The 25396-nt window shown below is 67.6% G+C and carries 22 protein-coding genes; 7 read left to right on the forward strand and 15 right to left on the reverse strand.

Going from position 1 to position 25396, the window contains the following annotated elements:
- The first annotated feature begins 117 nt into the window (after positions 1 to 117).
- Complete coding sequence (locus tag CFB82_RS05015) at positions 118 to 1230, forward strand: lytic transglycosylase domain-containing protein (protein ID WP_069247360.1); 1113 nt, start codon at positions 118 to 120, stop codon at positions 1228 to 1230.
- Between the two features lie 101 nt (positions 1231 to 1331).
- Here CFB82_RS05015 and CFB82_RS05020 read toward each other — a convergent pair whose 3' ends face one another.
- From CFB82_RS05020 to CFB82_RS05060, 9 genes are all read right to left on the reverse strand, one after another.
- On the reverse strand, positions 1332 to 2528 hold the full coding sequence (locus tag CFB82_RS05020; protein ID WP_039371039.1) for a pyridoxal phosphate-dependent aminotransferase: 1197 nt from the start codon (positions 2526 to 2528) through the stop codon (positions 1332 to 1334).
- A gap of 73 nt (positions 2529 to 2601) precedes the next feature.
- Positions 2602 to 3039: a transcription antitermination factor NusB gene (nusB, locus tag CFB82_RS05025; protein WP_021157083.1), complete on the reverse strand. Its 438-nt coding sequence runs from the start codon at positions 3037 to 3039 to the stop codon at positions 2602 to 2604.
- Positions 3036 to 3554, reverse strand: a complete 519-nt coding sequence (gene ribH, locus CFB82_RS05030) for a 6,7-dimethyl-8-ribityllumazine synthase (protein ID WP_011351235.1) — start codon at positions 3552 to 3554, stop codon at positions 3036 to 3038. The genes nusB and ribH overlap by 4 nt, the downstream gene beginning before the upstream one ends.
- 53 nt (positions 3555 to 3607) lie before the next feature.
- Positions 3608 to 4750, reverse strand: coding sequence for a bifunctional 3,4-dihydroxy-2-butanone-4-phosphate synthase/GTP cyclohydrolase II (gene ribBA / locus CFB82_RS05035; RefSeq protein WP_069247361.1), 1143 nt, complete (start codon positions 4748 to 4750; stop codon positions 3608 to 3610).
- A gap of 186 nt (positions 4751 to 4936) precedes the next feature.
- On the reverse strand, positions 4937 to 5455 hold the full coding sequence (locus CFB82_RS05040; protein WP_069247362.1) for a DUF1993 domain-containing protein: 519 nt from the start codon (positions 5453 to 5455) through the stop codon (positions 4937 to 4939).
- Positions 5456 to 5801: 346 nt separating this feature from the next.
- A complete protein-coding gene (locus CFB82_RS05045; protein ID WP_069247363.1) occupies positions 5802 to 6431 on the reverse strand; it encodes a riboflavin synthase in 630 nt (209 codons plus the stop codon).
- Positions 6432 to 6445: 14 nt separating this feature from the next.
- The gene (ribD, locus tag CFB82_RS05050) at positions 6446 to 7567 is read right to left on the reverse strand and encodes a bifunctional diaminohydroxyphosphoribosylaminopyrimidine deaminase/5-amino-6-(5-phosphoribosylamino)uracil reductase RibD (protein ID WP_069247364.1); all 1122 of its coding nucleotides are present in this window, start codon (positions 7565 to 7567) and stop codon (positions 6446 to 6448) included.
- A 15-nt stretch (positions 7568 to 7582) separates the two neighbouring features.
- Entirely contained in the window at positions 7583 to 8866 is a 1284-nt protein-coding gene (gene hemL, locus CFB82_RS05055; protein ID WP_014897811.1) for a glutamate-1-semialdehyde 2,1-aminomutase, read from the reverse strand.
- A 176-nt stretch (positions 8867 to 9042) separates the two neighbouring features.
- Positions 9043 to 9507, reverse strand: a complete 465-nt coding sequence (locus CFB82_RS05060) for a hypothetical protein (protein WP_069247365.1) — start codon at positions 9505 to 9507, stop codon at positions 9043 to 9045.
- Positions 9508 to 9755: 248 nt separating this feature from the next.
- Between CFB82_RS05060 and CFB82_RS05070 the strand changes: the two genes are divergently transcribed.
- On the forward strand, positions 9756 to 10973 hold the full coding sequence (locus CFB82_RS05070) for a Bcr/CflA family multidrug efflux MFS transporter (RefSeq protein WP_069247366.1): 1218 nt from the start codon (positions 9756 to 9758) through the stop codon (positions 10971 to 10973).
- A 96-nt stretch (positions 10974 to 11069) separates the two neighbouring features.
- Here the strand turns inward: CFB82_RS05070 and CFB82_RS05075 are convergent, their stop codons facing one another.
- The 3 genes from CFB82_RS05075 to zwf form a co-directional block, all read right to left on the reverse strand.
- Positions 11070 to 12998 (reverse strand): bifunctional transcriptional regulator/glucokinase, encoded by a 1929-nt coding sequence (locus tag CFB82_RS05075; RefSeq protein ID WP_069247367.1) that lies wholly within the window; start codon positions 12996 to 12998, stop codon positions 11070 to 11072.
- Positions 12976 to 13659 (reverse strand): 6-phosphogluconolactonase, encoded by a 684-nt coding sequence (gene pgl / locus CFB82_RS05080; protein WP_069247368.1) that lies wholly within the window; start codon positions 13657 to 13659, stop codon positions 12976 to 12978. Before pgl ends, CFB82_RS05075 begins: the two co-directional genes overlap by 23 nt.
- Positions 13660 to 13747: 88 nt before the next feature.
- Entirely contained in the window at positions 13748 to 15217 is a 1470-nt protein-coding gene (gene zwf / locus CFB82_RS05085) for a glucose-6-phosphate dehydrogenase (protein WP_069247369.1), read from the reverse strand.
- Between the two features lie 442 nt (positions 15218 to 15659).
- Here zwf and CFB82_RS05090 point away from each other — a divergent pair, with 442 nt between their 5' ends.
- The 4 genes from CFB82_RS05090 (at position 15660) to CFB82_RS05105 (ending at position 20062) form a co-directional block, all read left to right on the forward strand.
- Positions 15660 to 16907, forward strand: a complete 1248-nt coding sequence (locus tag CFB82_RS05090; RefSeq protein WP_069247370.1) for an ABC transporter substrate-binding protein — start codon at positions 15660 to 15662, stop codon at positions 16905 to 16907.
- 138 nt (positions 16908 to 17045) lie between these two features.
- Positions 17046 to 17984 carry a carbohydrate ABC transporter permease gene (locus CFB82_RS05095; protein WP_069247371.1) on the forward strand — a complete coding sequence of 313 codons (939 nt, stop codon included), beginning with the start codon at positions 17046 to 17048 and terminating at the stop codon, positions 17982 to 17984.
- A complete protein-coding gene (locus CFB82_RS05100; RefSeq protein ID WP_011544828.1) occupies positions 17974 to 18831 on the forward strand; it encodes a carbohydrate ABC transporter permease in 858 nt (285 codons plus the stop codon). Before CFB82_RS05095 ends, CFB82_RS05100 begins: the two co-directional genes overlap by 11 nt.
- Positions 18832 to 18943: 112 nt before the next feature.
- Entirely contained in the window at positions 18944 to 20062 is a 1119-nt protein-coding gene (locus CFB82_RS05105) for an ABC transporter ATP-binding protein (RefSeq protein WP_046545128.1), read from the forward strand.
- A gap of 86 nt (positions 20063 to 20148) precedes the next feature.
- Here CFB82_RS05105 and CFB82_RS05110 read toward each other — a convergent pair whose 3' ends face one another.
- The 3 genes from CFB82_RS05110 to trxB all read right to left on the reverse strand — a co-directional run bounded on the left by CFB82_RS05110 (position 20149) and on the right by trxB (position 22637).
- Positions 20149 to 20772 carry a trimeric intracellular cation channel family protein gene (locus tag CFB82_RS05110; protein WP_027788121.1) on the reverse strand — a complete coding sequence of 208 codons (624 nt, stop codon included), beginning with the start codon at positions 20770 to 20772 and terminating at the stop codon, positions 20149 to 20151.
- Positions 20759 to 21538 (reverse strand): Smr/MutS family protein, encoded by a 780-nt coding sequence (locus tag CFB82_RS05115; protein ID WP_069247374.1) that lies wholly within the window; start codon positions 21536 to 21538, stop codon positions 20759 to 20761. Before CFB82_RS05115 ends, CFB82_RS05110 begins: the two co-directional genes overlap by 14 nt.
- Before the next feature lie 136 nt (positions 21539 to 21674).
- Positions 21675 to 22637 (reverse strand): thioredoxin-disulfide reductase, encoded by a 963-nt coding sequence (gene trxB / locus CFB82_RS05120; protein WP_069247375.1) that lies wholly within the window; start codon positions 22635 to 22637, stop codon positions 21675 to 21677.
- Positions 22638 to 23067: 430 nt separating this feature from the next.
- Here trxB and CFB82_RS05125 point away from each other — a divergent pair, with 430 nt between their 5' ends.
- Complete coding sequence (locus CFB82_RS05125) at positions 23068 to 25377, forward strand: DNA translocase FtsK (RefSeq protein WP_069247376.1); 2310 nt, start codon at positions 23068 to 23070, stop codon at positions 25375 to 25377.
- The last annotated feature ends 19 nt before the right edge of the window (positions 25378 to 25396 follow it).

Below are 25396 nucleotides of genomic sequence, written 5' to 3' on the forward strand. Positions count from 1 at the left end.
CCCCGATGCTTGCACGCCCCAACCAAAGCGTGCGGCGTCGTGATTCCGCGGCGCGTTACCTGTCTCGCCATCGAGCTGAGCGAGCCGCACGAGTCATGTTCATGGGAGATGATCTGAATGAACGCTTGGTTATCGTGGCGTCCTAGTGAGCAGCATGCGCAATTCGTGCGCAGCATGCTGCGTCGCGGGACGCGTGTCAGTCACCATCTATTCAGCGTTGTCGGCTGTCTCGCTGTCGCAGTTGCGCTTGCACTGTGGCTGCTGCCAACCGTCCGCGGCACGCTCGCCGCGAAGCTGATGCCGGTCGTATCCGCGGCCGTGCAAGCGGGCCCGGCCCGTCTGCTGACCGGCCATCCGCTGCCGAACTTCGCGCCCGCCGGCGTGCAGCCGCAGCAGGAAGACAACAGCCCCGAAACGGACGCGCTTGCGGTCGGCCTCGACGTCGCACCGGAAGCCGCAGCCGCGCAGGGCGATGCGTCCGATCCGGCCCGCAACGGCCCGTCGCCCGTCGCGCTGGCGAAGCTGATCCCGACCCAGCGTGTGGCGGCCGATGCGCGTGACGACCGTGCGCTCGCATCGAATCGCGAACAGGCGCTCGTCGCGACCTACCTGTCGCGCCGTTATCGCGTTGCACAGGAGCCGCTCGGCCAGCTCGTCAAGGCTGCGTTCCAGACCGGCCGTGACGTCGGCCTCGATCCGCTGCTGCTGCTGTCCGTGATGGCGATCGAATCGGGCTTCAACCCGTACGCCGAAAGCGGCGTCGGTGCGAAGGGCCTGATGCAGGTCATGTCGAAGGTCCATTCCGACAAGTTCGAGTATTTCGGCGGCACCGATACCGCACTGCAGCCGCTCGCGAACCTCCAGGTCGGCGCGCTCGTGCTGAAGGACTGCATCGCACGTGGCGGCTCGCTCGCGAACGGCCTGCGCCTGTACAACGGCTCGACGAACCCCGACGACAACGGCTACGGTTCGAAGGTGATGGCCGAGCGCGGTCGCCTGCGTGACGTCGCGCGTGGTCGTAGCGTACCGGTCAATGCGCCGCAGGCGCCGGCGAAGCCGATCGTCACGGCCGCCGCCGTGACGGCATCGGCAGGCGGTGCGAAGCGCGTGCATGCGACGCTCGAAACGTCGGCGAAGTCGACGGCATCGAAGGAAGCCGCCCCGCAGGACGACGCGAGCGTCGATACCGCGAAACAGTCGCACGGCGATCGTTCGGAGCTCGGCGCGTAACTGACGTACGGCTCCAGCCGGCAGGACATGAAAAAGGCACCCGATCCGGGTGCCTTTTTCGCTTTTGCGGGGGGCGGAACGGCCGCCGCACCGGCCGCGTGTCAGTGCTGCCCGAACAGCGTCGCGAGCCGGTCGACCGCTTCCTCGAGCCGCGAGTAGGCCGTCGCATAGGACAGGCGGATATAGTCACGCGGTGCATGGACACCGAAATCCATGCCGGGCACCAGCACGACGCCCGCGTCGTGCAGCATCGCCGTCGTGAGCGCGGCGCTGTCGCCGGCTGCCGGGTGGGCGACGCCGCCGCAGTGCGCATACACATAGAACGCGCCGTCCGGCATCACGGGCACCGTGAAGCCGAGCCGTTCGAGCGCCGGTGCGATGAAGTCGCGGCGGCGCTTGAATTCGAGCCGGCGCGCTTCGTAGATGTCGAGCGCGGCCGGCTCGAAGCACGCGAGCGCCGCATGCTGCGCGAGCGCGGACGGGCAGATGAACAGGTTCTGCGCCAGCTTCTCGAACGTGCCGACCAGCGCGGGCGGCACGACCAGCCAGCCGAGCCGCCAGCCCGTCATGCTGAAATACTTGGAGAAGCTGTTCACGGTGACGACGTCGTCGCCGAACGACAGTGCCGACACGGGCGCCGCGTCGTAGCTGAGCCCCTGGTAGATCTCGTCGACGATCGTGAAGCCGCCGCGTGCGCGCACGGCTTCGACGATCCGCTTCAGTTCGTCGGGTTCGAGCGACGTACCGGTCGGGTTCGACGGCGACGCGAGCAGCACGCCGCGCGTGCGATCGCCCCAGCGCGTACGGACGTCATCCTCGGTGAGCTGGAAGCGCGCATCCGGGCCGCTCGGCACGAGCACCGCGCGGCCTTCGGCCGCCGCGACGAAGTGCCGGTTGCACGGATACGACGGGTCGGGCATCAGCACCTCGTCGTCACGCCCGACGAGCGCGAGGCATGCGAGCAGCAGCGCGGCCGACGCGCCTGCCGTCACGACGATCCGTTCCGGACTGATCGTGAGGCCGTACGCGCGTGCGTAGTGCGCGGCGATCGCCTCGCGCAGCGGTGCGATGCCGAGCGCGCTCGTATATTGGGTGACGCCGCGGCGCAGCGCGGCCGCAGCCGCTTCGACGACCGGCTCGGGCGCAGTGAAATCCGGCTCGCCGATGCCCATGTGGATAACATCGCGCCCCGAGGACTCGAGACGCTGTGCCTCCTTCATCAGTTCCATCACGTAGAAGGGCTGGATCGCGTCGACGCGTGCGGCGAGTCTGACGAGCGAATCGGTGGCGGTATTCATCGGGCGGGCAGGGCGAGGGAGGCGGAGCAAAAGAAAAAACGGGCGCATGCGCGCCCGTTCCGGACCAACGGATTCAGCCGTTGCGGCGCGCCTGCGTTTCGGCGGGGCGCAGCTTCGCGGCGAGCTTGTCGAGCACGCCGTTGACGTACTTGTAGCCGTCGGAGCCGCCGAACGTCTTCGCGAGTTCGACAGCTTCGTTGATGATCACGCGGTACGGCGTTTCGACGTGGTGCGTGAGCTCGAACGTGGCGATCAGCAGCACGGCGCGTTCGACCGGCGACAGCTGGTCGATCGGGCGGTCGAGCGACGGCGTCAGCGCTTCGACGAGCGTCGCGTGCTCGCGGATCACGCCGTGCAGGATCGCGTCGAGCAGCTCCTTGTCGGCCTTGTCGTAACCGAGCGCGCCGCGCAGTTGCGCGTCGATCTCACCGGAGGACGCGTTCGACAGCAGCCACTGGTACAGCCCCTGCGTCGCCAGCTCGCGCGATTGTCGGCGGGCGCTCTTCTTCATGCGCGCTCCTCTTCGTCGTCTTCGTCTTCCTCTTCGTCCTCGTCGTCATCGCCGAGCTGGTCGAGGGCCATCGTCAGGTTGGCCATCTCGACGGCGACGCGTGCGGCGTCACGACCCTTTTCGGTCATGCGCGCGACGGCCTGCTCGTCGTTTTCGGTCGTCAGGACCGCGTTCGCGATCGGCAGGTTGAAGTCGAGGCCGATGCGGGTGATGCCCGCGCCGCTCTCGTTCGACACGAGCTCGAAGTGGTAGGTCTCGCCGCGGATCACCGCGCCGAGCGCGATCAGCGCGTCGAACTGGCCGCTTTCCGCGAGCTTCTGCAGCGCGAGCGGGATTTCCAGCGCGCCGGGCACCGACACGAGCAGCACGTCTTCACCGGTGACGCCGAGGCGTTCCAGTTCCTCGACGCACGCGTCGGCGAGGCCGTTGCACACGGGCTCGTTGAAGCGCGATTGCACGATGCCGATACGCAGGCCGTCGCCTTCGAGATTCGGTTGGTATTGTCCGATTTCCATGATCTTGTCCGTGGTGTGGATGAACGGTTATAGGGCGAAAGCGCCGTGGCGGGTTACGCGTGGGGCGCCGGGCAGGACTTGGCTTCGGCGCCGGGCATCGGAATGAAGCCCGTGACTTCCAGGCCGTAGCCGGACATGCTGCCCAGCTTGCGCGGATTCGACAGCACCTGCATCTTGCCGACGCCGACATCGCGCAGGATCTGCGCACCGATGCCGAACGTCTTGAAATCGACCGGCCGGCGCTTGAGCGCAGCGGCCTTTTCTTCCTCGTCGAACGCCTTGAAGACGTCGATCAGGTGTTCCTTCGTGTCGCCGCAGTTGAGCAGCACGATCACGCCGAGGTCGCGCTCCGCGATCTCGCGCATCGCCGCGTCGAGCGTCCACGAGTGCGTCGACACGCCCGTCTCGAGCAGGTCGAGCACCGACAGCGGCTCGTGCACGCGCACCGGCGTATCGCCGTCCGGCGACGGCATGCCGCGCACCAGCGCGATGTGCGGCGAGCCGCTCGGCTGGTCGCGGTACAGCACCGCGCGGAACGTGCCGTGCGCGGTCTGCATCGTACGCTCGGCGATCCGCTCGATGATCGATTCGGTGCGGCTGCGATACTGGATCAGGTCGGCGATCGTGCCGATCTTCAGGTTGTGTTCCTGCGCGAACTCGATCAGGTCGGGCAGGCGCGCCATCGTGCCGTCGTCCTTGATGATCTCGCAGATCACCGCGGCCGGCGTGAGGCCCGCCAGCGCGGTGAAGTCGCAACCGGCCTCGGTATGGCCCGCGCGCACGAGCACGCCGCCTGGCTGCGCCATGATCGGGAACACGTGGCCCGGCTGCACGATGTGCTCGGGGCGCACGTCGTGCGCGACCGCCGTGGCGATCGTGTGCGCACGGTCGGCGGCCGAGATGCCGGTCGTCACGCCTTCGGCTGCTTCGATGCTGACCGTGAAGGCGGTGCCGTACTGCGTGCCGTTGCGGTAGGTCATCAGCGGCAGGTGCAGCTGCTTGCAGCGTTCCTGCGTCAACGTCAGACAAACCAGGCCGCGGCCGTACTTGGCCATGAAGTTGATCGCTTCCGGCGTGACGAATTCGGCGGCGATCACGAGGTCGCCCTCGTTTTCGCGGTCTTCTTCGTCGACCAGGATCACCATCCGGCCGGCTTTCAGCTCGGCGATGATGTCGAGCGTGGAGGCGAGCGTCATAAGGGGGCGTGAAAGAGGAAAGTGCGTATTTTACGCCAGCCGGACGACGTTTCGGCTGGCGTGGACCGCGCGCGACCGGCGAGCGCTCCGGAAAGCGCTGCGGCCGGCCTGTGCGGCAGGCCTGGCGGGCCGCCGCGCATTGGCTGCACGCGCATGCGGACGGTGGCGGGCCTGCCCGGCCGCGCGTCAGGCGTGCTGGTCGCGCCCGCCCAGGTAGTCGAGCTTGCCGAGCTCGACGCCGCTATGGCGCAGGATGTCGTACGCGGTCGTCACGTGGAAGAAGAAATTGGGCAGCACGAAGTTCAGCAGGTACGACTGGCCGGTGAACTCGATCGGGCCGACACGCATCTTCAGCACGATCTGGCGCGCCTCGCTGCCGTCGATCTGCGCGGCGTCGAAGCTTTTCAGGTAGTCGATCGTCTTCTGGATGCGGGCGTGCAGTTCGTCGAAGGTCTGCTCGACGTCCGGGTAGCTGGGGATCTCGACATCGGCGAGGCGCGCGGCGCAGCCCTTGGCCGTGTCGGTCGCGATATAGACCTGGCGGACGAGCGGCAGCATGTCCGGGTACAGGCGGGCGCCGACGAACACCGACGGATCGATCTGCTTCTCGGCCGCATGCGCCTGCGCCTTGCCGAGGATGTGCTGAAGATTGGTCAGGCCACGGATCAGGACAGGCACCGAGGCCTGATACATCGAAATGGACATGGGGACGACTCCTTGAGGAAGAGGGTGACCAATACGCGGCCGCGCCATGCGTTGCGGCGCCGGAACCGCTGTCGACGCATCTTAGCGCGGCGGCATGACCCGTGCGCGTCGTTGGCCATTCGGCCAGCTGTCGGGGTGGGCCGGCGAGCGTCGAGCGCAGGCGTCGTGGCTTCGGCCGGCGCCGCGCGGCGAGGAGAGAAATGGGGTGGGAGCAATCCGCGTCGTCGCGGCGCGATGGACGAAATGCGTCGCGCGGCGGGTTCGAGCGGCGGCCGACCGAACGAGGTGGCGTAGTGGCGGCGCCCCGGCCACGACGGGCCGAACCGCCAGTCGGTGGACCTGACGATCAGTCCTGATGCATGCCTTGCGAAGACGAGAGCATCCGCTCCACGTATCGCGCGATCATGTCGACTTCGAGATTGACCTTGTCACCGGCCTTCACATGCTGCAGCGTCGTGACCTCGACCGTATGCGGAATCAGGTTGATCGAGAACTCGCAACCGTCCGCGCGATCGTCGACCGTGTTGACGGTCAGGCTCACGCCGTTGACCGTGATCGATCCCTTGTACGCGAGATAGCGGCCGAGCTCGCGCGGCGCGACGATGCGCAGTTCGTGCGACTCGCCGACCGGCGCGAAGCGCGACACCGTGCCGAGGCCGTCCACATGACCCGACACGATGTGCCCGCCGAGGCGGTCGTGCGCGCGCAATGCCTTCTCGAGGTTCACGTCGCCGGGTGTCGAGAGGCCGACCGTACGGTTCAGGCTTTCGCGCGACACGTCGACGTCGAACGACGCATCGGTCTTTTCGATCACCGTCATGCACGCGCCCTGGATCGCGATGCTGTCGCCCAGCGCCACATCCGTGAGGTCGAGCCCGCCGGCCAGCACGGTGAGGCGCACGCCCGCGTCGGCCGACGCGCCGAGCGGCCGGATCGATTCGATACGGCCGACGGCCGCGACAATGCCGGTAAACATCGTGACGATCCCGTTCAGTGAGGGGTGTCGGACGGCGCGAAGCGCGCGAGGATCCGCAGATCGTCGCCGACCCGCTCGAACCCGTGGAACGACAGCCGCGTACGCGCGTCGAGGTTCGCCGGCGCGGCGAGGTCGAACATGCCGGCCGCATCGGCGCCCAGCAGGCTCGGCGCGAGGTAGACGAGCAATTCGTCGACGCACTGCTCGCGCAGCAGCGAGCCGTTCAGCTTGTGGCCGGCCTCGACGTGCAGTTCGTTGACGCCGCGCGCGCCGAGCGCCGCCAGCATCGCGGGCAGGTCGACCTTGCCTTGCGCATTCGCGATCGGCACGATTTCCGCGCCACGGGACTTCAGCACGTTCGCGCGCACTTCGCCGGCGGCGTCGAGCCGGCCGCAGAAAATCAGCAGCGGCGCGCCTTCGAGCAGCCGCGCGTCGAGTGGCAGGTCGAGGCGGCTGTCCACCAGGATGCGCTGCGGCTGGCGCGGCGTGTCGATGCCGCGCACGGTCAGCAGCGGGTTGTCTTCACGCACGGTGCCGATGCCGGTGAGGATCGCGCAGGCGCGCGCACGCCATGCATGCCCGTCGAGGCGCGCGGCCTCGCCGGTGATCCACTGGCTTTCGCCGGACGGCAGCGCGGTGCGGCCGTCGAGCGACGCGGCGGTCTTCATCCGCACCCACGGGCGGCCGCGCGTCATTCGCGACACGAAGCCGATGTTCAGTTCGCCGGCTTCGTGCGCGAGCAGCCCGCAGCGCACGTCGATGCCCGCGTCGCGCAGCATGCCGAGGCCGCGCCCCGACACCTGCGGGTTCGGGTCTTCCATCGCGGCGACGACCTTCGCGACGCGCGCTTCAATCAGCGCGTTCGCGCACGGCGGCGTGCGGCCGAAATGGCTGCACGGCTCGAGCGTCACATAGACGGTCGAACCGGCGACGTCATAGCCGCGCGCACGCGCGTCCTTCAGCGCCTGCACTTCGGCGTGATCCTGGCCGGCCGGCTGCGTGAAGCCTTCGCCGATCACGTCGCCGTTCTTGACGATCACGCAGCCGACACGCGGGTTCGGTGCCGTCGTATACATGCCGCGCGCGGCGAGCGCGAGCGCGCGCTGCATGTGGGCGAAATCGATATCCGAGAACATGCGCGCGGACCCGGGTCAGGCAGCGAGTGCCGCGAATGCGCGGCGCGCGGCCGCGAGCGTCGCGTCGATCACCGCGTCGTCGTGCGTGCTCGACACGAACCCGGCCTCGTACGCCGACGGCGCGAAGTACACGCCTTCGTCGAGCATCAGGTGGAAGAAGCGGTTGAAGCGCTCGGTGTCGCTCTTCGTCACTTCGGCGAAGCTGGTCGGCACGCGTTCGGCGAAGTAGAGGCCGAACATCGCGCCGATCGAGTCGGCCGCGAACGGCACGCCGGCCGCACGCGCTTCGGCCGCGAGGCCGTCGGCGAGACGCTTGGTCTGCGCGGTGAGCGCGTCGTAGAAGCCGGGCGCCTGGATCAGCTGCAGCGTCTTCAGGCCCGCGGCGACCGCGATCGGGTTGCCCGACAGCGTGCCGGCCTGATAGACGCCGCCGAGCGGCGCGAGGTGGGCCATGATGTCGCGGCGGCCGCCGAACGCGGCAGCCGGCATCCCGCCGCCGATCACCTTGCCGAGGCAGGTGAGGTCGGCCGTGATTCCGTAGTAAGCCTGCGCGCCGCCGAGCGCGACGCGGAACCCGCACATCACTTCGTCGAAGATCAGCACCGCGCCGTGCTTCGTGCACAGTGCGCGCAGCGCGTTCAGGAATTCGGGCGTGCCGCGCACGAGGTTCATGTTGCCCGCGACCGGTTCGACGATCACGGCGGCGATCTCGTCGCCGAACGCGCCGAACGCTTCTTCGAGCGCGGCGACGTTGTTGTATTCGAGGACGGTCGTATGCTTCGCGATGTCGGCGGGCACGCCGGCCGACGTCGGGTTGCCGAACGTCAGCAGGCCCGAGCCGGCCTTCACGAGCAGGCTGTCCGCGTGGCCGTGGTAGCAGCCCTCGAACTTGACGATGCGGCTGCGGCCCGTGAAGCCGCGCGCGAGACGCAGCGCGCTCATCGTGGCCTCGGTGCCGCTCGACACCATCCGCACCTGTTCGATCGACGGCACGAGCTTGCAAATTTCCTCGGCGATCTCGATCTCGGCTTCGGTCGGCGCGCCGAACGAGAAGCCGTCGGCGAGCACGTTCTGCACGGCCGACAGCACTTCCGGATGGACGTGGCCGACGATCATCGGGCCCCACGAGCCGATGTAGTCGATGTACTGCTTGCCGTCGGCATCCCAGAAATACGGCCCTTGCGCGCGTGCGACGAAGCGCGGCGTGCCGCCGACCGAACGGAATGCGCGCACCGGCGAGTTGACGCCGCCGGGAATGGTCTTCTGGGCGCGTTCGAAGAGGATCTGATTGTTGGACATGGACGAAACCTGCGAGAGAAGGGCGCGGGGGCCTGTGCACGGGCCGCGGCGCCTGGGCGGAACGATCGTCCGATTGTACCGGAGACGCGCGCGGCGAGCCCGCGGCGCGGTCTGCGGCGTATCGGCGCGCGAGGGATCGCGCGGGCCGGGAAGCAAGAGGAGGTGATTCCGCCCCGTTATCGGTCCGGCAACGGAGGCGGCTTGCGCTTGCCGGTCAGCTCGGCCCAGCGCTTCTCGAGCGGGCCTTCGACCATCGGCTTGATCACCGTGCCGGAGCTCTGCGCATCCCAGGTCTGCACCGAGTACGGATGGACGCGAAGCGCGTCGCGCGGGATCACGACGTCCTGGTGCGCGTCGACCAGCCAGTCGTACACGAAGTCGATGCACAGCCGGTAGCCGCGCTTCGTCGACGGATCGGGCACCTCGTACGGCGCGCGCGTCACGTAGCCGGAGCCGAACAGGCCCTTGGGCTCTTTCGCGACGCGATGCAGGAACACGCGGTCGCCCGGCAGGATGCCGCGCGCGAAGCCGCAGCCCCACACGTCATGCACGGCCTCGCCGGCCTTCACGCGCGCGGCGACGTCGGGCAGTTCGGGCCACGGCCATTTCTTGGGGCTCCAGATCAACAGGAAAGCGGTCATCGGTTCGGTCGGGCGTCGAATTGGTCAGACAAGAGAGGTGAGGCGCTGCAAGCTTAATCGAATTCCCGCGTGCGATCCCGCGTGGCGGGCGCCACGGCGGTACTTTTCGGCCCGCTGCACACTTACACCGCCAGCACGTAAAAAAGTTGCGCGTACAATCATGGGCCTGGGCGCACCGTTCGCGGCGCGGCCTCCCGTCTTCACCGCCACGTGCGCCCCGATGCGCGCGGGCTCCATTCCGGATACCCATGTCTCACGTCATCCGACGCCGGCCCGACGCCCGGCTGATCCTGTTGCTCGGCGCGCTCGCCGCCTGCGGGCCGATCGCTACCGACATGTACCTGCCGAGCCTGCCGTCGATCGCCGCCGGCTTCTCCGTCAGCCCCGGCGCCGCGCAGCGCACGCTGACGAGCTTCATGGCCGGCTTCTCGATCGGCATGCTGCTGTACGGCCCGCTGTCCGACACGTGGGGCCGACGCCCCGTGCTGCTCGGCGGCATCGCGCTGTTCACGCTCGCGAGCATCGGCTGCTTCGTGTCGACGTCGATCGACATGCTGATCCTCGTGCGCTTCCTGCAGGCGCTCGGCGCCGGCGCGGCGTCGGTGCTGTCGCGTGCGATCGCGCGCGACGCGCACGAGCCGACCGACGCGGCGAAGGTGCTGTCGATGGTGGCGATCGTCACCGCGGTCGGGCCGTTGCTCGCGCCGCTGATCGGCGGGCAGATCCTGCGCTTCTCCGGTTGGCGCGGGGTGTTCGTCGTGCTGGCCGTATTCGGCGCGGTATGCGCGGCGACCGCGTACCTGCGCGTGCCCGAAACCTGGCCGAAGGAGCGGCGCAAGAGCGCGGCCGTGCTCGCGTCGTTCGCGTCGTACGGGCGCATCCTGTCCGATCCCGTCGCCTGGGGGCACATGCTGTGCGGCGGGATGGCGTTCGCGTCGATGTTCTCGTACATCACCGCCACGCCGTTCGTGTACATCGAGTATTTCCACGTGTCGCCGCAGCACTACGGGCTGCTGTTCGGCCTGAACGTGGTCGGCATCATGATCGGCAACTTCGCGAACACGCGGCTCGTCGGCCGCCTCGGCTCATTGCGCATCATCGCGGCCGCGTCGCTCGTGAGCTGCATCGCGTCGCTCGCGGTCGCGCTCGTCGCGCTGACGGGGTGGGGCGGGCTGTGGTCGATCGTCGTGTGCCTGTTCTTCGTCGTCGGCGTGGTCGGGATCCTGTCCGCGAACTGCACGACCGACCTCATGCATCGCTATCCGCACAACGCGGGCGCGTCGGCGGCCGTGTTTGGCGCGATGCAGCTGGCGCTCGGTGCGCTCGCGAGCGTCGCGATCGGCGCACTCGCGGACGGCACGCCGTTCGCGATGGGCGTGACGATCGGCGTGTCGGGCGTGCTGTGTTTCGCCGGCCGCTGCCTCGTGCTGCGCTGGCACGGGCGGCCCGTCAAGGCGGGCGCCTGAATCGCGGCCTGACGGCAGCATGAAAAACGCCACCGCGCGCGCTGCGCCGGTGGCGTTTTTGTTTCGAACGCGGGAAGCGGCTGCCGCCGCGCCGCGTCAGTCCCGTGCGACGTCCTTCGCCGCCGGCGACGCACCGTGGCTCAGCCAGTCGAGCACGTCGGCCGTTTCGTCGTCGCTCGCGCGCGCCCTCGCCTGGGCGACGGCCTCGGGCAGTTCGCCGTTCGTCGACGCACGGCGGATCGCGACGCCGACCGCGAGGATGTCGATCATCAGCAAATGCAGGATCCGCGAGATCATCGACAGTTGCGACTCGCGCATCTCGATGTGGTCGGTTTCGAGCGCGACGGTCGCGCGCTTCGCGAGCGGCGTGTTGCTCGACGTGATCGCGATCACCTTCGCGCCGGCCTGCATCGCGACGTCGAGCACGCGCAGCAGCTCGGGCGCGCGCCCCGACTTCGATACCGCGACGATCACGTCACCCTTGCCGAGCAGCGCGGCCGATGCGGCCTGCATGTACAGGTCGCCGTACGCGATCGTCGGGATCCCGAAGCGGAAGAACTTGTAATGCGCGTCCTGCGCGACGATGTTCGAGTTGCCGAGCCCGTAGAACTCGATGCGCCGCGCGCCGTTCAGGATCTCGATCGCGTTCTCGACGTGCTCGAAATTCAGGTGCTCGCGCAACTGCAGGATCGCGGACACCGTGTTGTCGAGCACCTTCGCGCCGAAGTCGGTGGCCGTGTCGCCGAGATGCACCTGGCTGTGGCTCATCGGGATCGTACCGGTGAGGCCGGTGGCGAGCTTCAGCTTGAAGTCGGACAGCCCCTGGCAGCCGAGCGAGCGGCAGAAGCGGATCACCGTCGGCTGGCTCACGTCGGCCTTGCGCGCGATGTCGACGATCGGATCGTTGATGATCGAGCGCGGATGGTTCAGCGCGAGATCGGCGACGCGGCGCTCGGCCGGCGTCAGTGCGTCACGCATCTGGCGGATCCGCTCGAACACGGCCGACGATGCACCACCCGAGCGGTTCGACAGCTGCTCCGCGAGGATCGCCGATACGCCGAGGAACGCCGGGTATTCGGCGGTGATCAGGTAGGTCGGGACGTTCTCGAGGTAGTGCGTGAAGCGGCCCTTCGCCTCGAAGCGCGCGCGGAACGACGAGCGCGTGAACAGTTCGCCGAGCTTCAGCGCGACGCCGCCGCCGATGTACACGCCGCCGAGCGCGCCGAGCGTCAGCGCGACGCTGCCCGCGAACGCGCCGAGAATCCCGCAGAAGCATTCGACCGTCTCGAGCGCGAGTGCGTCGCCCGCATGGGCGCGCTCGACGATCTCGACCGTGTCGACGGTCGCGGCCACGCGCTTCTTGTCGCGCGCGGCGAGCGCGCGATAGATGATCTCCATGCCGGGGCCCGCGCACACGCGTTCGAACGACACGTGCGGAAACTTCTTGCGCGCGTACTGCAGCACCAGATCCTCGCGCTCGTCCTGCGGCGCGAACGACGCGTGACCGCCTTCGCTGCCGAGCGCGATCCAGCGGTCGTCGGCCGGAATCAGCCCCGACACGCCGAGCCCCGTGCCGGGCCCGAGCAGCCCGATCACGCTGTTCTGGCGGCGCGCGCCGCCGCCGACCTGCACGCGTTGCGCATCGGTCAGCCCCGGCAGCGCCATCGCGAGCGCGGTGAAGTCGTTGACGACGAGCAGCGTGTCGAAGCCGAGCGCGCGGCGCGTCGCCTCGATCGAGAAGCTCCAGTCGTGGTTGGTCATCGTGACCTGGTCGCCGTCGACCGGGTTCGCGATCGCGATCGCCGCGTGGTTCACGCGGCTGATCTTCACATCCTTCAGATACTTGCGGATCGCGTCGGTGATCGTCGGATAGTCGGCGCCGGGATAGACGCGAATCTGCGTGATCTCGCCCGGGCCGGTTTCCAGCGCGAAGCGCGCGTTGGTGCCGCCGACGTCCGCGAGCAGGCGCGGGCCGTCGGCATGCTGACCCGCGACGACCGCCTTACTTTGCGCACCAGTAGACATCGAGCTGGGTCCCCTTGTCGTTGGCCAGTTGGGAAATCGCGTTCTTCTGCAGCGATGCGGCCGCGGCGTCGAGCACCGCGCGTTTGCGTTCGCCCGCGATCAGCAGGAACAGCCGGTCGACGCGCTTGAGCGCATCGAGCGAGAAGCTCACGCGCGCATGCGGCGCGGCGCCGGGATGGACGGCGACGAAACGCTCGGGCGTCGTGATCGCGTGATCCCATTCGGGCGCATCGGCGAAGATCGACGCGGTATGGCCGTCCTCGCCCATGCCGAGCACCGCGACGCTCGGCACGCGGTAGTCGGCGTTCGCGTTCAGCGCGGCGACGTGCGCGTCGAGCGCGGTGCGCGTGTCGACGAGCGGCAGGAAGCGGGCAGGGGCGGCTGCATGCTGCAGCAGCGTGTCGCGCACGAGGTGCGCGTTGCTGGCTGCATCGTCCTCCGGTACCCAGCGGTCGTCGACCAGCGTCACGTCGACGCCGGCCCAGTCGAGCGCCGCCGCGTGCGACAGCGTTTGCAGGAACGGGCGCGGGCTCGTGCCGCCGGACACCGCGAGCGTCGGGCGCGCGGGGCCGGCGAGCGCGGCGCGCAGCGCATCGCCGACGGCGCGCGCGAGCGCTTCGCTTTGCGCTTCCTGGGTGTCGAAAGCGTGAATCTCGATCACATCTCCTCCGGACTGCTTTGTCTGTTCAAATCGTACGAATCGTGGGGCACGTTGCCGCGTACGGTGGCGTGCGCGGCAACGGTTTGCATCAGTTCTCTTCTTCGAGCCAGCAGGTGTCGTGCTGCGCGAGCATCGCGCTCGCCGCGGCCGGCCCCCACGTGCCCGCCGCATACGGCTTCGGCGGCTTCAGCGTGCGCGCCCATTCGTTCAGGATAGGCTCGACCCAGCGCCAGGCGGCTTCCTGTTCGTCGCGGCGCACGAAGAGGGCGAGACGGCCGTTGATCACGTCGAGCAGCAGGCGCTGGTACGCCTCCATCTGCCCTTCCTTGAAGAACTGGTCGAACGCGAGGTCGAGGTGCACGCTCGCGAGGTTCATCCCTTCGCCCGGTTGCTTCGCGAGGCAGTACAGGCGGATCGTCTCGTTCGGCTGCAGCCGGATCACGAGGCGGTTCGAGCCGGGACGCAGTGCGGTGGGCCCGAGCGCCGAATGCGGCACCGGGCGGAAATTGACGACGATCTCCGCGACGCGATCGGCAAGCCGCTTGCCGGTGCGCAGGAAGAACGGCACGCCGGCCCAGCGCCAGTTCTCGATCTCGACCTTCAGCGCGACGAAGGTTTCGGTCTGGCTGTCGGGCTTCACGCCCGGCTCGGTCGCGTAGGCCGGCACCTGCATGCCCTTGATCACGCCCGCATGATACTGGCCGCGCACGGCCACCTTGCCGATGTCGCGCGGATCGACCGGCTTCAGCGCGCGCAGCACGCGCAGCTTCTCGTCGCGCACCGAATCCGAATCCATCGAATGCGGCGGCTCCATCGCGACGATCGACAGCAACTGCAGCAGGTGGTTCTGCACCATGTCGCGCAACGCGCCCGTATTGTCATAGAAATCGCCGCGTGCCTCGACGCCGAGCTCCTCGGCGATCGTGATCTGGATGCTCTCGACCCATTCGCGGCGCCACAGCGGCTCGAACAGCGCATTGCCGAAGCGCAGCGCGAGCAGGTTCTGTACCGGCTCCTTGCCGAGGTAGTGGTCGATCCGATAGATCTGGCCTTCCGCGAAGATCTCGCCGACCGCGTCGTTGATCGCGTTCGACGACTTCAGGTCGTAGCCGAGCGGCTTTTCGAGCACGATGCGCGAGCCTTCGCTCAGGCCGACCGACGCGAGCGCCTTGCAGATCGGCACGAACAGCGACGGGCCCGTCGCCAGATAGAACACGCGGATACCGGGCAGCGATGCCACCGCGTCGCGCAGCACGCCGTAGTCTTCCGCGCGGCCGAGATCGAGGTGCACGTACTCGATGCGCTCGAGGAAGGACTTCCATGCAGCTTCGTCGAACGCCTTGCCGGCGGCCTTGGCCGCGTGCGGCTTCACGTGCGTGTCGACCCATTCGAGATAGGACGCCCGATCCGATTCATGACGCGCCACGGCGACGATCCGGCCGCTCTCCGCCAGCATGTTCGCACGGTGCGCCTCGAACAGCGCGGGCAGGATCTTGCGCATCGACAGATCGCCGGTGCCGCCGAAAAGTACGAAGGTAAAGCTGGAATCGGTATGCATGTGTCTCCGCCGGGTTGGGGGGCTGGGAAGCGGGCCGTAAAGCGATCCGTAGTGCGATAAAAATATTTTTGACACTGAATTGTAGTTTAACTACAATCCGCCGCAAGGGGTAGCACCTGGGTGAAGAAAAAAAGAAGTGCGGTCGATGAACTGCGCGAGCTTCGCCTTCGGGAACGCCTTGTGCCGAATGTTATCGGACATTGACGGCGCGCATCGTCAGCGCGACGTCGGCCCCGGGCTCGCGCCGCATCATTGCGGCGGGCCAGAAACACAAAGAGGAGACACGCCGTTGAATCTCGATTCACGCTTTCTGTAAGAGCCCGGCCGGTCATCGGCCCCGTACGCTGCATGCGTCCCGCGGCTCGATTTCCCCGTCGTTATCAAGAAGCCGGTTCCCCGTCGGGGAACCTCACGAGTTGATTCAGTCTGGAGGAGATAAGTAATGAAAGTTCGCTCGATCATGGGTGCGCTCTGCGCCGCAGGTCTGATGGCTGGTGCCGTGGCGGCGCAGGCAGCCGAGAATGTGACGGTGCTGCACTGGTGGACCTCGGGTGGCGAGTCGAAGGCCGTCGGCGTGCTGAAGGACGACGTGCAGAAGCAGGGCTACGTGTGGAAGGACTTCGCGGTCGCGGGCGGCGCCGGCGCCGCGGCCATGACCGCGCTGAAGACCAAGGTGATCAGTGGCGACTCACCGTCGGCCGCGCAGATCAAGGGCCCGCTGATCCAGGACTGGGCCGACCAGGGCGTGCTCGTCAACATCGATTCCGCTGCCGGCGACTGGAAGCAGAACCTGCCGCCGGAAATCGACAAGATCATCAAGTACAAGGGCCACACCGTCGCGGCGCCGTTCTCGGTGCACCGCGTGAACTGGCTGTACATCAACAAGGCCGCGCTCGACAAGGTCGGCGCGAAGGTGCCGACCACCTGGCCTGAATTCTTCGCGGTGGCCGACAAGCTGAAGGCCGCGGGCATCCAGCCGGTCGCGATGGGCGGCCAGCCGTGGCAGGACCTGACGCTGTGGGAAGACGTCGTGCTGTCGCAGGGCCCGGCGTTCTACAAGAAGGCGCTGGTCGACCTCGACCAGGCGACGCTGACGTCGCCGCAGATGCTGTCCGTGTTCGACACGGTGCGCAAGATCCAGGGCTACTTCGACACCGGCCGTAACGGCCGCGACTGGAACCTCGCGACCGCGATGGTGATCAACGGCAAGGCCGGCATGCAGTTCATGGGCGACTGGGCGAAGGGCGAGTTCGAGAACGCCGGCAAGAAGGCGGGCAAGGACTACGTCTGCGCGCCGGTGCCGGGCACCGCGAATTCGTACACGTTCAACGTCGACTCGTTCGTGTTCTTCCAGCAGAAGGGCGAGAAGAACGCGACGCCGGGCCAACTCGCGCTCGCGAAGACGATCATGACGCCGGACTTCCAGGAGCAGTTCAGCCTGCTGAAGGGCTCGGTGCCGGTGCGTCTCGGCGTGAAGATGGACAAGTTCGACGACTGCGCGAAGAAGTCGTATGCCGACGAGCAGACCGCGATCAAGTCGGGCGGCTTCGTGCCGTCGCTCGCGCACGGCATGGCGCAAAGCGACGCGACCGCCGGCGCGATCACGGACGTCGTGACGAAGTTCATGAACTCGCAGCAGGATTCGAAGAGCGCGGTCGCCGCGCTCGCGAAGGCCGCGAAGGTCAAGTAACGCGCGCCAGGCGCCCGGCCGGACACGCTTCATCGGCCGGGCGTTTTTGCATGTGCAGCAAACGGGCCCGCCCGCGAGCCCGTGTCGTACCCGGCGCCGGCCCGGCCTGCGTCGCCCTCGTTCCAGGAGTCGAATCAAGTGGCTGCCCCTCTTAGCGGAAACGGATCCGGCGCTGCCGCCGCACGGCGTACGTCGCCGATGTCGGCCTTCGCCGATCGCTGGATCCCGAAGCTCGTGCTTGCGCCGAGCGTCGCGATCGCCGTGGTGTTCATCTACGGCTTCATCCTGATTACCGGCTATCTGTCGCTGACCCGCTCGCGGCTGTTGCCCAACTACGAATTCGACGGCTTCGGCCGTTACACGGACCTGTTCCAGAACGACGTGTGGTGGACCTCCGCCGCGAACCTCGGCTGGTTCGGGATTCCGTTCATCGCGATCTGCGTCGCGCTCGGGCTGTTCCTCGCGATCCTGCTCGACCAGCGGATCCGCAACGAAGGCGCGCTGCGCGCGGTCTTCCTGTACCCGATGGCGCTGTCGTTCATCGTCACCGGTACCGCCTGGCAGTGGATCCTGAACCCGGGCCTCGGCCTCGAGAAGGTGATGCACGACTGGGGCTGGACGAGCTTCTCGTTCGGCTGGCTCGACGATCCGGACAAGGCGATCTTCTGCGTGGTGATCGCGGCCGTGTGGCAGTCGACCGGCTTCGTGATGGCGCTGTTCCTCGCGGGGCTGCGCGGTGTCGACGCGGAGATCTTCAAGGCCGCGCAGGTGGACGGCGCGACGCTGCCGACCATCTACCGCAAGATCGTGATCCCGAGCATGCGCCCGGTGTTCTTCTCGGTGCTGCTGATCCTCTGCCACATCACGATCAAGACCTTCGACCTCGTCGTCGCGCTGACGGCAGGCGGCCCGGGCACCTCGTCGTCGCTGCCGGCCATGTTCATGTACACGTTTTCGTTCAACCGCGGCCAGCTCGGGCTCGGCGCGGCGTCCTCGGTGATGATGCTCGCGACCGTGGTCGCGGTGCTGGTGCCGCTGATGTATATGGAATCGAGGAGCACCCGCAATGCAGCCTAAGATGACGATCAGCCGGGCAGTGATCTATGCGGCACTGATCCTGTTCGCGCTGTATTTCCTGTTTCCGATCTACGTGATGCTGTCGACGTCGTTCAAGGATCTCGACCAGCTGCGCACCGGCAACCTGCTGACGCCGCCCACCACGTGGACCGTCGACCCGTGGGTGAAGGCCTGGAGCGGGGCGTGCACCGGCGTGCGCTGCGACGGCATGAAGCCGTTCTTCCTGAACTCGCTGCAGATGGTGATTCCGGCCGTGCTGATCTCGTCGCTGATCGGCGCGTTCAACGGCTACGTGCTCACGCACTGGCGTTTTCGCGGCGCCGACGCGCTGTTCACGATGATGCTGGTCGGCTGCTTCATCCCGTTCCAGGTGATCCTGCTGCCGATGGCGCGCCTGCAGGGGATGCTCGGCCTCGCCAACACGATTCCGGGCCTCGTGTTCGTGCACGTCGTGTACGGGATCGCGTTCACGACGATGTTCTTCCGCAACTTCTACGTGAGCGTGCCGGCCGAGCTCGTGAAGGCCGCGCGCATCGACGGCGCGGGCTTCTTCACGATCTTCACGAAGATCCTGCTGCCCGTGTCGCTGCCGATCTTCATGGTGTGCCTGATCTGGCAATTCACGCAGATCTGGAACGACTTCCTGTTCGGGATCGTGTTCTCCGGCGTCGATTCGATGCCGATCACGGTTGCGCTGAACAACCTCGTCAACACGTCGACGGGCGTGAAGGAATACAACGTCGACATGGCCGGCGCGATCATCGCCGCGCTGCCGACGCTGCTCGTCTACATCGTCGCCGGCCGCTACTTCGTGCGCGGGCTGACGGCGGGCGCGGTGAAGGGGTAAGCGCGGCTTCATCCGATACGACGAACCGGCCGCGCCTCGCGCGCGGCGCATCGAAACGAACCCGACGCGGCGCCGGAGTGCGCCGCGCGAGACGAGACAGAGGATTCACAGCATGGCAAGCCTTTCCATCCGTGACGTGTACAAGACCTACCCGAACGGGGTGCCGGTCCTGAAGGGTGTCGACATCGAGATCGAGGACGGACAGTTCCTGATCCTGGTCGGCGGCTCGGGCTGCGGGAAATCGACGCTGCTCAACATGATCGCCGGGCTCGAGACCGTGACGAGCGGCGAGATCTGCATCGACGGCAAGGTCGTCAACGACCTGTCGCCGAAGGATCGCGACATCGCGATGGTGTTCCAGTCGTACGCGCTGTATCCGTCGATGACGGTGCGCGAGAACATCTCGTTCGGCCTGAACATCCGCAAGGTGCCGAAGAGCGAACAGCAGCAGATCGTCGACCGTGTGTCGCAGATGCTGCAGATCCAGCATCTGCTCGACCGCAAGCCGGGCCAGCTGTCGGGCGGCCAGCGCCAGCGTGTCGCGATGGGCCGGGCGCTCGCGCGCGATCCGTCGTTGTTCCTGTTCGACGAGCCGCTGTCGAACCTCGACGCGAAGCTGCGCATCGAGATGCGCGCGGAAATCAAGCTGCTGCACCAGCGCCTCGGCACGACGATCGTCTACGTGACGCACGACCAGATCGAGGCGATGACGCTCGGCGACCGGATCGCGGTGATGAAGGACGGCGTGGTCCAGCAGTTCGGCGCGCCGCAGGAGATCTACGATTCGCCGTCGAACCTGTTCGTCGCGGGCTTCATCGGCGCGCCGCCGATGAACTTCATCAACGGCAAGCTGGTCGAGCAGGGCAGCGGGATCGCGCTCGAAGTCGACACGGGCGTCAAGCGCGGCGCGCTGAACCTGCCGTTCGATGCGGCGAAGCTGAAGTCGCACGTCGGCCGCGAGGTGATCCTCGGCCTGCGTCCGGAGCGCATCACCGACGTGCGCCACGCGCACAACGGCGACGCGTCGCATCTGCAACCGTTCGACGTGCGCGTCGACGTGACCGAGCCGACCGGGCCGGACACGCACGTGTTCGCGCAGGTGAACGGCAAGCGCATCGTGAGCCGCGTGCATCCGGCCGCGAACCCGCAGCCCGACCAGACGCTGTCGCTGCTGTTCGACGTGTCGAAGGCGGTGCTGTTCGATCCGGCGTCGGAAGAGCGGATCGCGTAACGTCGCGCGAGCGCTGAACGAAGAAAAAAGGGCCGTCTTCGGACGGCCCTTTTGTTCTGGCGCGGCGGTTGATGCCGCAGCGGCGCTCAGTGCGGCAGCCTTACGTCGAACTTGAACGTCGCCAGCCGCGCGACGAGGATGAAGCCGGTCGCGAGCAGCACGCTGTACACCGAGTCGAACTGCAGCCACACGAGCAGCAGGTAGAACCAGCAGCCGACGAACGCGCAGGTCGCATACGGCCGCGAATCGCGCAGGATCAGCGGGATGTCGTTGCACAGCACGTCGCGGATGATCCCGCCGACCACGCCCGTGATCACGCCCATCATCACCGCGATGAAGCGCGGCATCTCGGCATCGAGCGCGATCGCCGTGCCCGAGATGCTGAAGATCCCGAGCCCGATCGCATCGGCGACGAGCAGCAATCGCTCGGCCGACAGCCGCGACAACATCCGCAGCACGAACGGCGCGAACAGCGCGAGCACGAAGATCGCGATCACGTAGTCGTCGTGCACGACCCAGTAGAACGGCCGGCGCTCGAGCAGGATGTCGCGCAGCGTGCCGCCGCCGAACGCGGTGGCGAGCGCGACGACGAACGTGCCGACCGAGTCGAGGCGGTTCTTGCGCGCCTCGATGAAGCCCGAGATCGCAAAGGCCAGCGTGGCGATCGCCTCCAGTACCGCGATCGCGAGCGTCAGCCTAGGATGCGGCACGCGGCCCCCGGTCGCCGGGTGCCGCGAACGGCTGCAGCAGCACCAGCACCGCGCCCGCGCCGCCGTCGTTGCCGCGCGCCTCGCAGAACGCGATCACTTCTTCCTTCTGCACGAGCCACGCGCGCACCTTGCCTTTCAGCACGGGTTCCTTGCCGATCGAGCCGAGCCCTTTGCCGTGGATCACGCGCAGGCAGCGCAGCCCCTTTTTGCCGGCTTCGCGGATGAACTCGGCGAGCGCGTCGCGCGCCTCGTCGCGCCGCATCCCGTGCAGGTCGATCTGCGCCTGCACGATCCACGCGCCGCTGCGCAGCTTGCGCACGACGTCGCGGCTGATGCCGGGGCGGTGGTAGTACAGCGAGTCGTCGCTGTCGAGCAATGTCTCGGGATCGAATTCGTCGGACAACGTCGCGTTCAGCACGGCTTCCTCGTCGCGCTGCGTCTGCTTCGGCACCGGGTCGGGCGGTGTGCGCCCGGCCGCCGCGCGCGGCGGCGCGTTCAGCGGACGGATCGCGCCGATCTCGTTGCGGAACAGGTTCGCGTCGGCTTCCGCCTTGCGCTCGGCCTTGGCCGTTTCGACGCGCTCGCGTTCGCGACGATCGGCTTCGCCTTGCAGCGACTTGCGCAGCGCGCCGAGGCCCGCGAGCCCCTGGCCGCGCAACGCGGCGGGATCGGGTGCGGGCGCCGGCGCAACGGGCGCGGGGTTCGCGGGACGGGCGGCGATCTGCCGCTTCGCGGGATCGCTCGGATGGGGCTGGTTCTTCGCCATGATTCGGTACGCAGGGCAGGCGCGTTCGGGCGCGCGGGCAAAAAAAAGCCGCTGCTCGGCGGCAGCGGCTTTCCGGTCAAGCCCGCTTCGCGGCAGCGGACGCCATTGTAGCGCCCGGCGGCCGAACGCTTGACGCTTACTTCTTGTCGTGCAGGCTTTCGAGGTAGCGCTGCGCGTCGAGCGCGGCCATGCAGCCCGTGCCGGCGCTCGTGATCGCCTGGCGGTACACGTTGTCCTGCACGTCGCCGGCCGCGAACACGCCCGGCACGCTGGTCGACGTCGCGTTGCCGTGCAGGCCGCTCTTCGTCAGGATGTAGCCGTCCTTCATCTCGAGCTGGCCCTGGAACAGGTCGGTGTTCGGCTTGTGGCCGATCGCGACGAACACGCCTTGCACGTTGAGATCCTGCGTCGCGCCGGTCTTCACGTTCTTGATGCGCAGGCCCGTGACGCCCGACTGCTCGCCCGTCACTTCGTCGAGCACGTGATCCCACTTGATATCGACGACGCCTTCCTTTTCCTTCTCCAGCAGGCGGTCGATCAGGATCGGCTCGGCGCGGAACTTGTCGCGGCGGTGAATCACCGTGACCTTCTTCGCGATGCCCGTCAGGTAGAGCGCTTCCTCGACGGCCGTGTTGCCGCCGCCGATCACCGCGACTTCCTGGTTGCGATAGAAGAAGCCGTCGCAGGTCGCGCAGGCCGACACGCCCTTGCCCATGAACGCTTCTTCGGACGGCAGGCCGAGATACTGCGCCGATGCGCCGGTCGCGATGATCAGCGAGTCGCACGTGTATTCGCCCGAGTCGCCGATCAGGCGGATCGGCTGCTCGTGCAGCTTCGCGGTGTGGATGTGGTCGAACACGATTTCGGTGTTGAAGCGCTCGGCGTGCTCGAGGAAGCGCGCCATCAGCTCCGGACCCTGCACGCCTTTCGCGTCTGCCGGCCAGTTTTCGACATCGGTCGTGGTCATCAGCTGGCCGCCCTGCGCGATGCCGGTGATCAGCACCGGGGACAGGTTGGCGCGTGCCGCGTAGACGGCAGCCGTGTAGCCGGCGGGGCCGGAACCGAGAATCAGGACTTTGGCGTGTTTGGGCGTGGACATGTGCGAATCCGTAAAAGGCGGCCGCGGCGGGCGGGGTAGGGCTCGCCGTACGATCCAGGTTGACCGGGATGCCGTCATAGATGGGTATCAGACGCGCATTATAAAGGCCCCGTTGCTGCGTTGCCGAACGAGAGTTTCAATCGGGGCGATAGTGTCGGGCAGCGCAACGGCCGCACACGCGGGATGGGCGGGGCACCTGGCGCACGTGTGTGGCGGGGCCTGGCGCCGGTTCTGGGGAGCGTAGCGGCGGTGCCCGACGGGGCCGGCCGGACCAGGGCGAAAGGGCCGCTGCGAAGCGCGTCCGCGGGGCCGTCCGGACCCCGGCCCTGTTATGTAACCGTCATTTACACTTGGCGGCCCGGTGCAGCGTTTACAATAAGCGGGATCGAACGACAGGCGGGCGCACGGCCCGTCCTCTTTATACGGATTCATGGCAAAAGCTCCTTATTCCGCCCAGGCACAGGCGTTGCCGCACCGGATGTCGAAGCTCCTCACGGAGATCCGCTGGATTCTCCAGGTCGCGCTCTGCGCCTTTCTGGTGATGGCCCTGCTGAGCTACAGCCGGCGCGATCCGAGCTGGACGCACGCCGCCCAGGTGGACCACATCTCGAACTGGGCCGGCCGCGTCGGCGCCTGGACGGCCGACATCATCCTGCTGCTGTTCGGCCTGTCGGCCTACTGGCTGATCGTGCCGCTCGCGCGGCGCATCGCCGTCAACTATCGCCGCATCACGCGCCACGAGGCGGTCTCGGACGAACCCGAGCGGCCGATCGGCTGGCTCACCGAAATCCTGGCGTTCGTGCTCGTCGTGCTGGCGTGCGACGGCATCGAGGCGCTGCGCATGTGGTCGCTGAAGGTGCAGTTGCCGCGCGCGCCGGGCGGCGTCGTCGGCGAGGCGGTCGCGGGCGCGATGTCGCATGCGTTCGGCTTCACGGGCGGCACGCTGCTGCTGCTGATCGCGCTCGCGATCGGCCTGTCGCTGTATTTCCGTTTCTCGTGGCTGTCCGTCGCCGAGCGTGTCGGCGGCGCCATCCTGTCCGCCGTCAACGTCGCGAAGCTGCGCCGCGAGGCCGAGCGCGACCGCAAGCTCGGCGAGGCCGCGGCCGTGCGCCGCGAAGGCAAGGTCGAAGAGGAGCGGGTGCGCATCGAGGATCACGAGCCCGTGACGATCGTGCCGCCGGTCGTCACGCCGGCGAAGTCCGAGCGCGTCGAGCGCGAGCGCCAGGTGCCGCTGTTCACCGACCTGCCGGGCGATTCGACGCTGCCGGCGGTATCGCTGCTCGATCCGGCGCCGAAGACGCAGGAAGCGATTTCCGCCGACACGCTCGAATTCACGTCGCGGCTGATCGAGAAGAAGCTGAAGGACTTCGGCGTCGAGGCGAGCGTCGTCGCCGCGTATCCGGGCCCGGTCGTCACGCGCTACGAGATCGAGCCGGCCACCGGCGTGAAGGGCAGCCAGATCGTCAACCTCGCGAAGGATCTCGCGCGTTCGCTGTCGCTCGTGTCGATCCGCGTCGTCGAGACGATTCCCGGCAAGAACTACATGGCGCTCGAGCTGCCGAACCAGCGCCGCCAGACGGTGCACCTGTCCGAGATCATCGGTTCCGAGGTGTACGCGGCCGCGTCGTCGGCGCTGACGCTGAGTCTCGGCAAGGACATCGGCGGCAAGCCGGTGTGCGCGGATCTCGCGAAGATGCCCCACCTGCTGGTAGCCGGCACGACCGGCTCGGGCAAGTCGGTCGGGATCAACGCGATGATCCTGTCGCTGCTGTACAAGGCGACGGCTGACCAGGTGCGCCTGATCCTGATCGATCCGAAGATGCTCGAAATGAGCGTCTACGAAGGCATTCCGCACTTGCTGTGCCCGGTCGTCACCGACATGCGCCAGGCCGGCCACGCGCTGAACTGGACGGTCGCGGAGATGGAGCGCCGCTACAAGCTGATGAGCAAGCTCGGCGTGCGCAACCTGGCGGGCTACAACAACAAGATCGACGAGGCCGCGAAGCGCGAGGAGAAGCTGCCGAATCCGTTCAGCCTGACGCCGGAAGATCCGGAGCCGCTCGGCCGCCTGCCGAACATCGTCGTGGTGATCGACGAACTGGCCGACCTGATGATGGTCGTCGGCAAGAAGGTCGAGGAACTGATTGCACGGATCGCGCAGAAGGCGCGCGCGGCCGGCATCCACCTGATCCTCGCGACGCAGCGTCCGTCGGTCGACGTGATCACGGGCCTGATCAAGGCGAACGTGCCGACGCGGATCGCGTTCCAGGTGTCGTCGAAGATCGACTCGCGCACGATTCTCGACCAGATGGGCGCCGAATCGCTGCTCGGCATGGGCGACATGCTGTACCTGCCGCCCGGCTCGGGGCTGCCCGTGCGCGTGCACGGCGCGTTCGTCGCGGATGACGAAGTGCATCGCGTCGTCGAGAAGCTCAAGGAGCAGGGCGAGCCGAACTACGTCGAGGGCCTGCTTGAAGGCGGCACCGCCGACGGCGACGAGGGCTCGGCCGGCGCGGGAACCGGTGAAGGCGGCGGCGAGTCTGATCCGCTGTACGACCAGGCGGTCGAGATCGTCATCAAGAACCGCCGCGCGTCGATCTCGCTCGTGCAGCGCCACCTGCGGATCGGCTACAACCGCGCGGCGCGGCTGCTCGAGCAGATGGAGCAGTCGGGGCTCGTGTCGGCGATGTCGTCGAGCGGCAACCGCGAAATTCTTGTGCCGGCGCGCGACGCGGAATGAGTCCGCGGCGCTCGCAGCG

The sequence above is a fragment of the Burkholderia sp. HI2714 genome, assembly GCF_002223085.1.
Lineage (GTDB): Bacteria > Pseudomonadota > Gammaproteobacteria > Burkholderiales > Burkholderiaceae > Burkholderia > Burkholderia lata_D.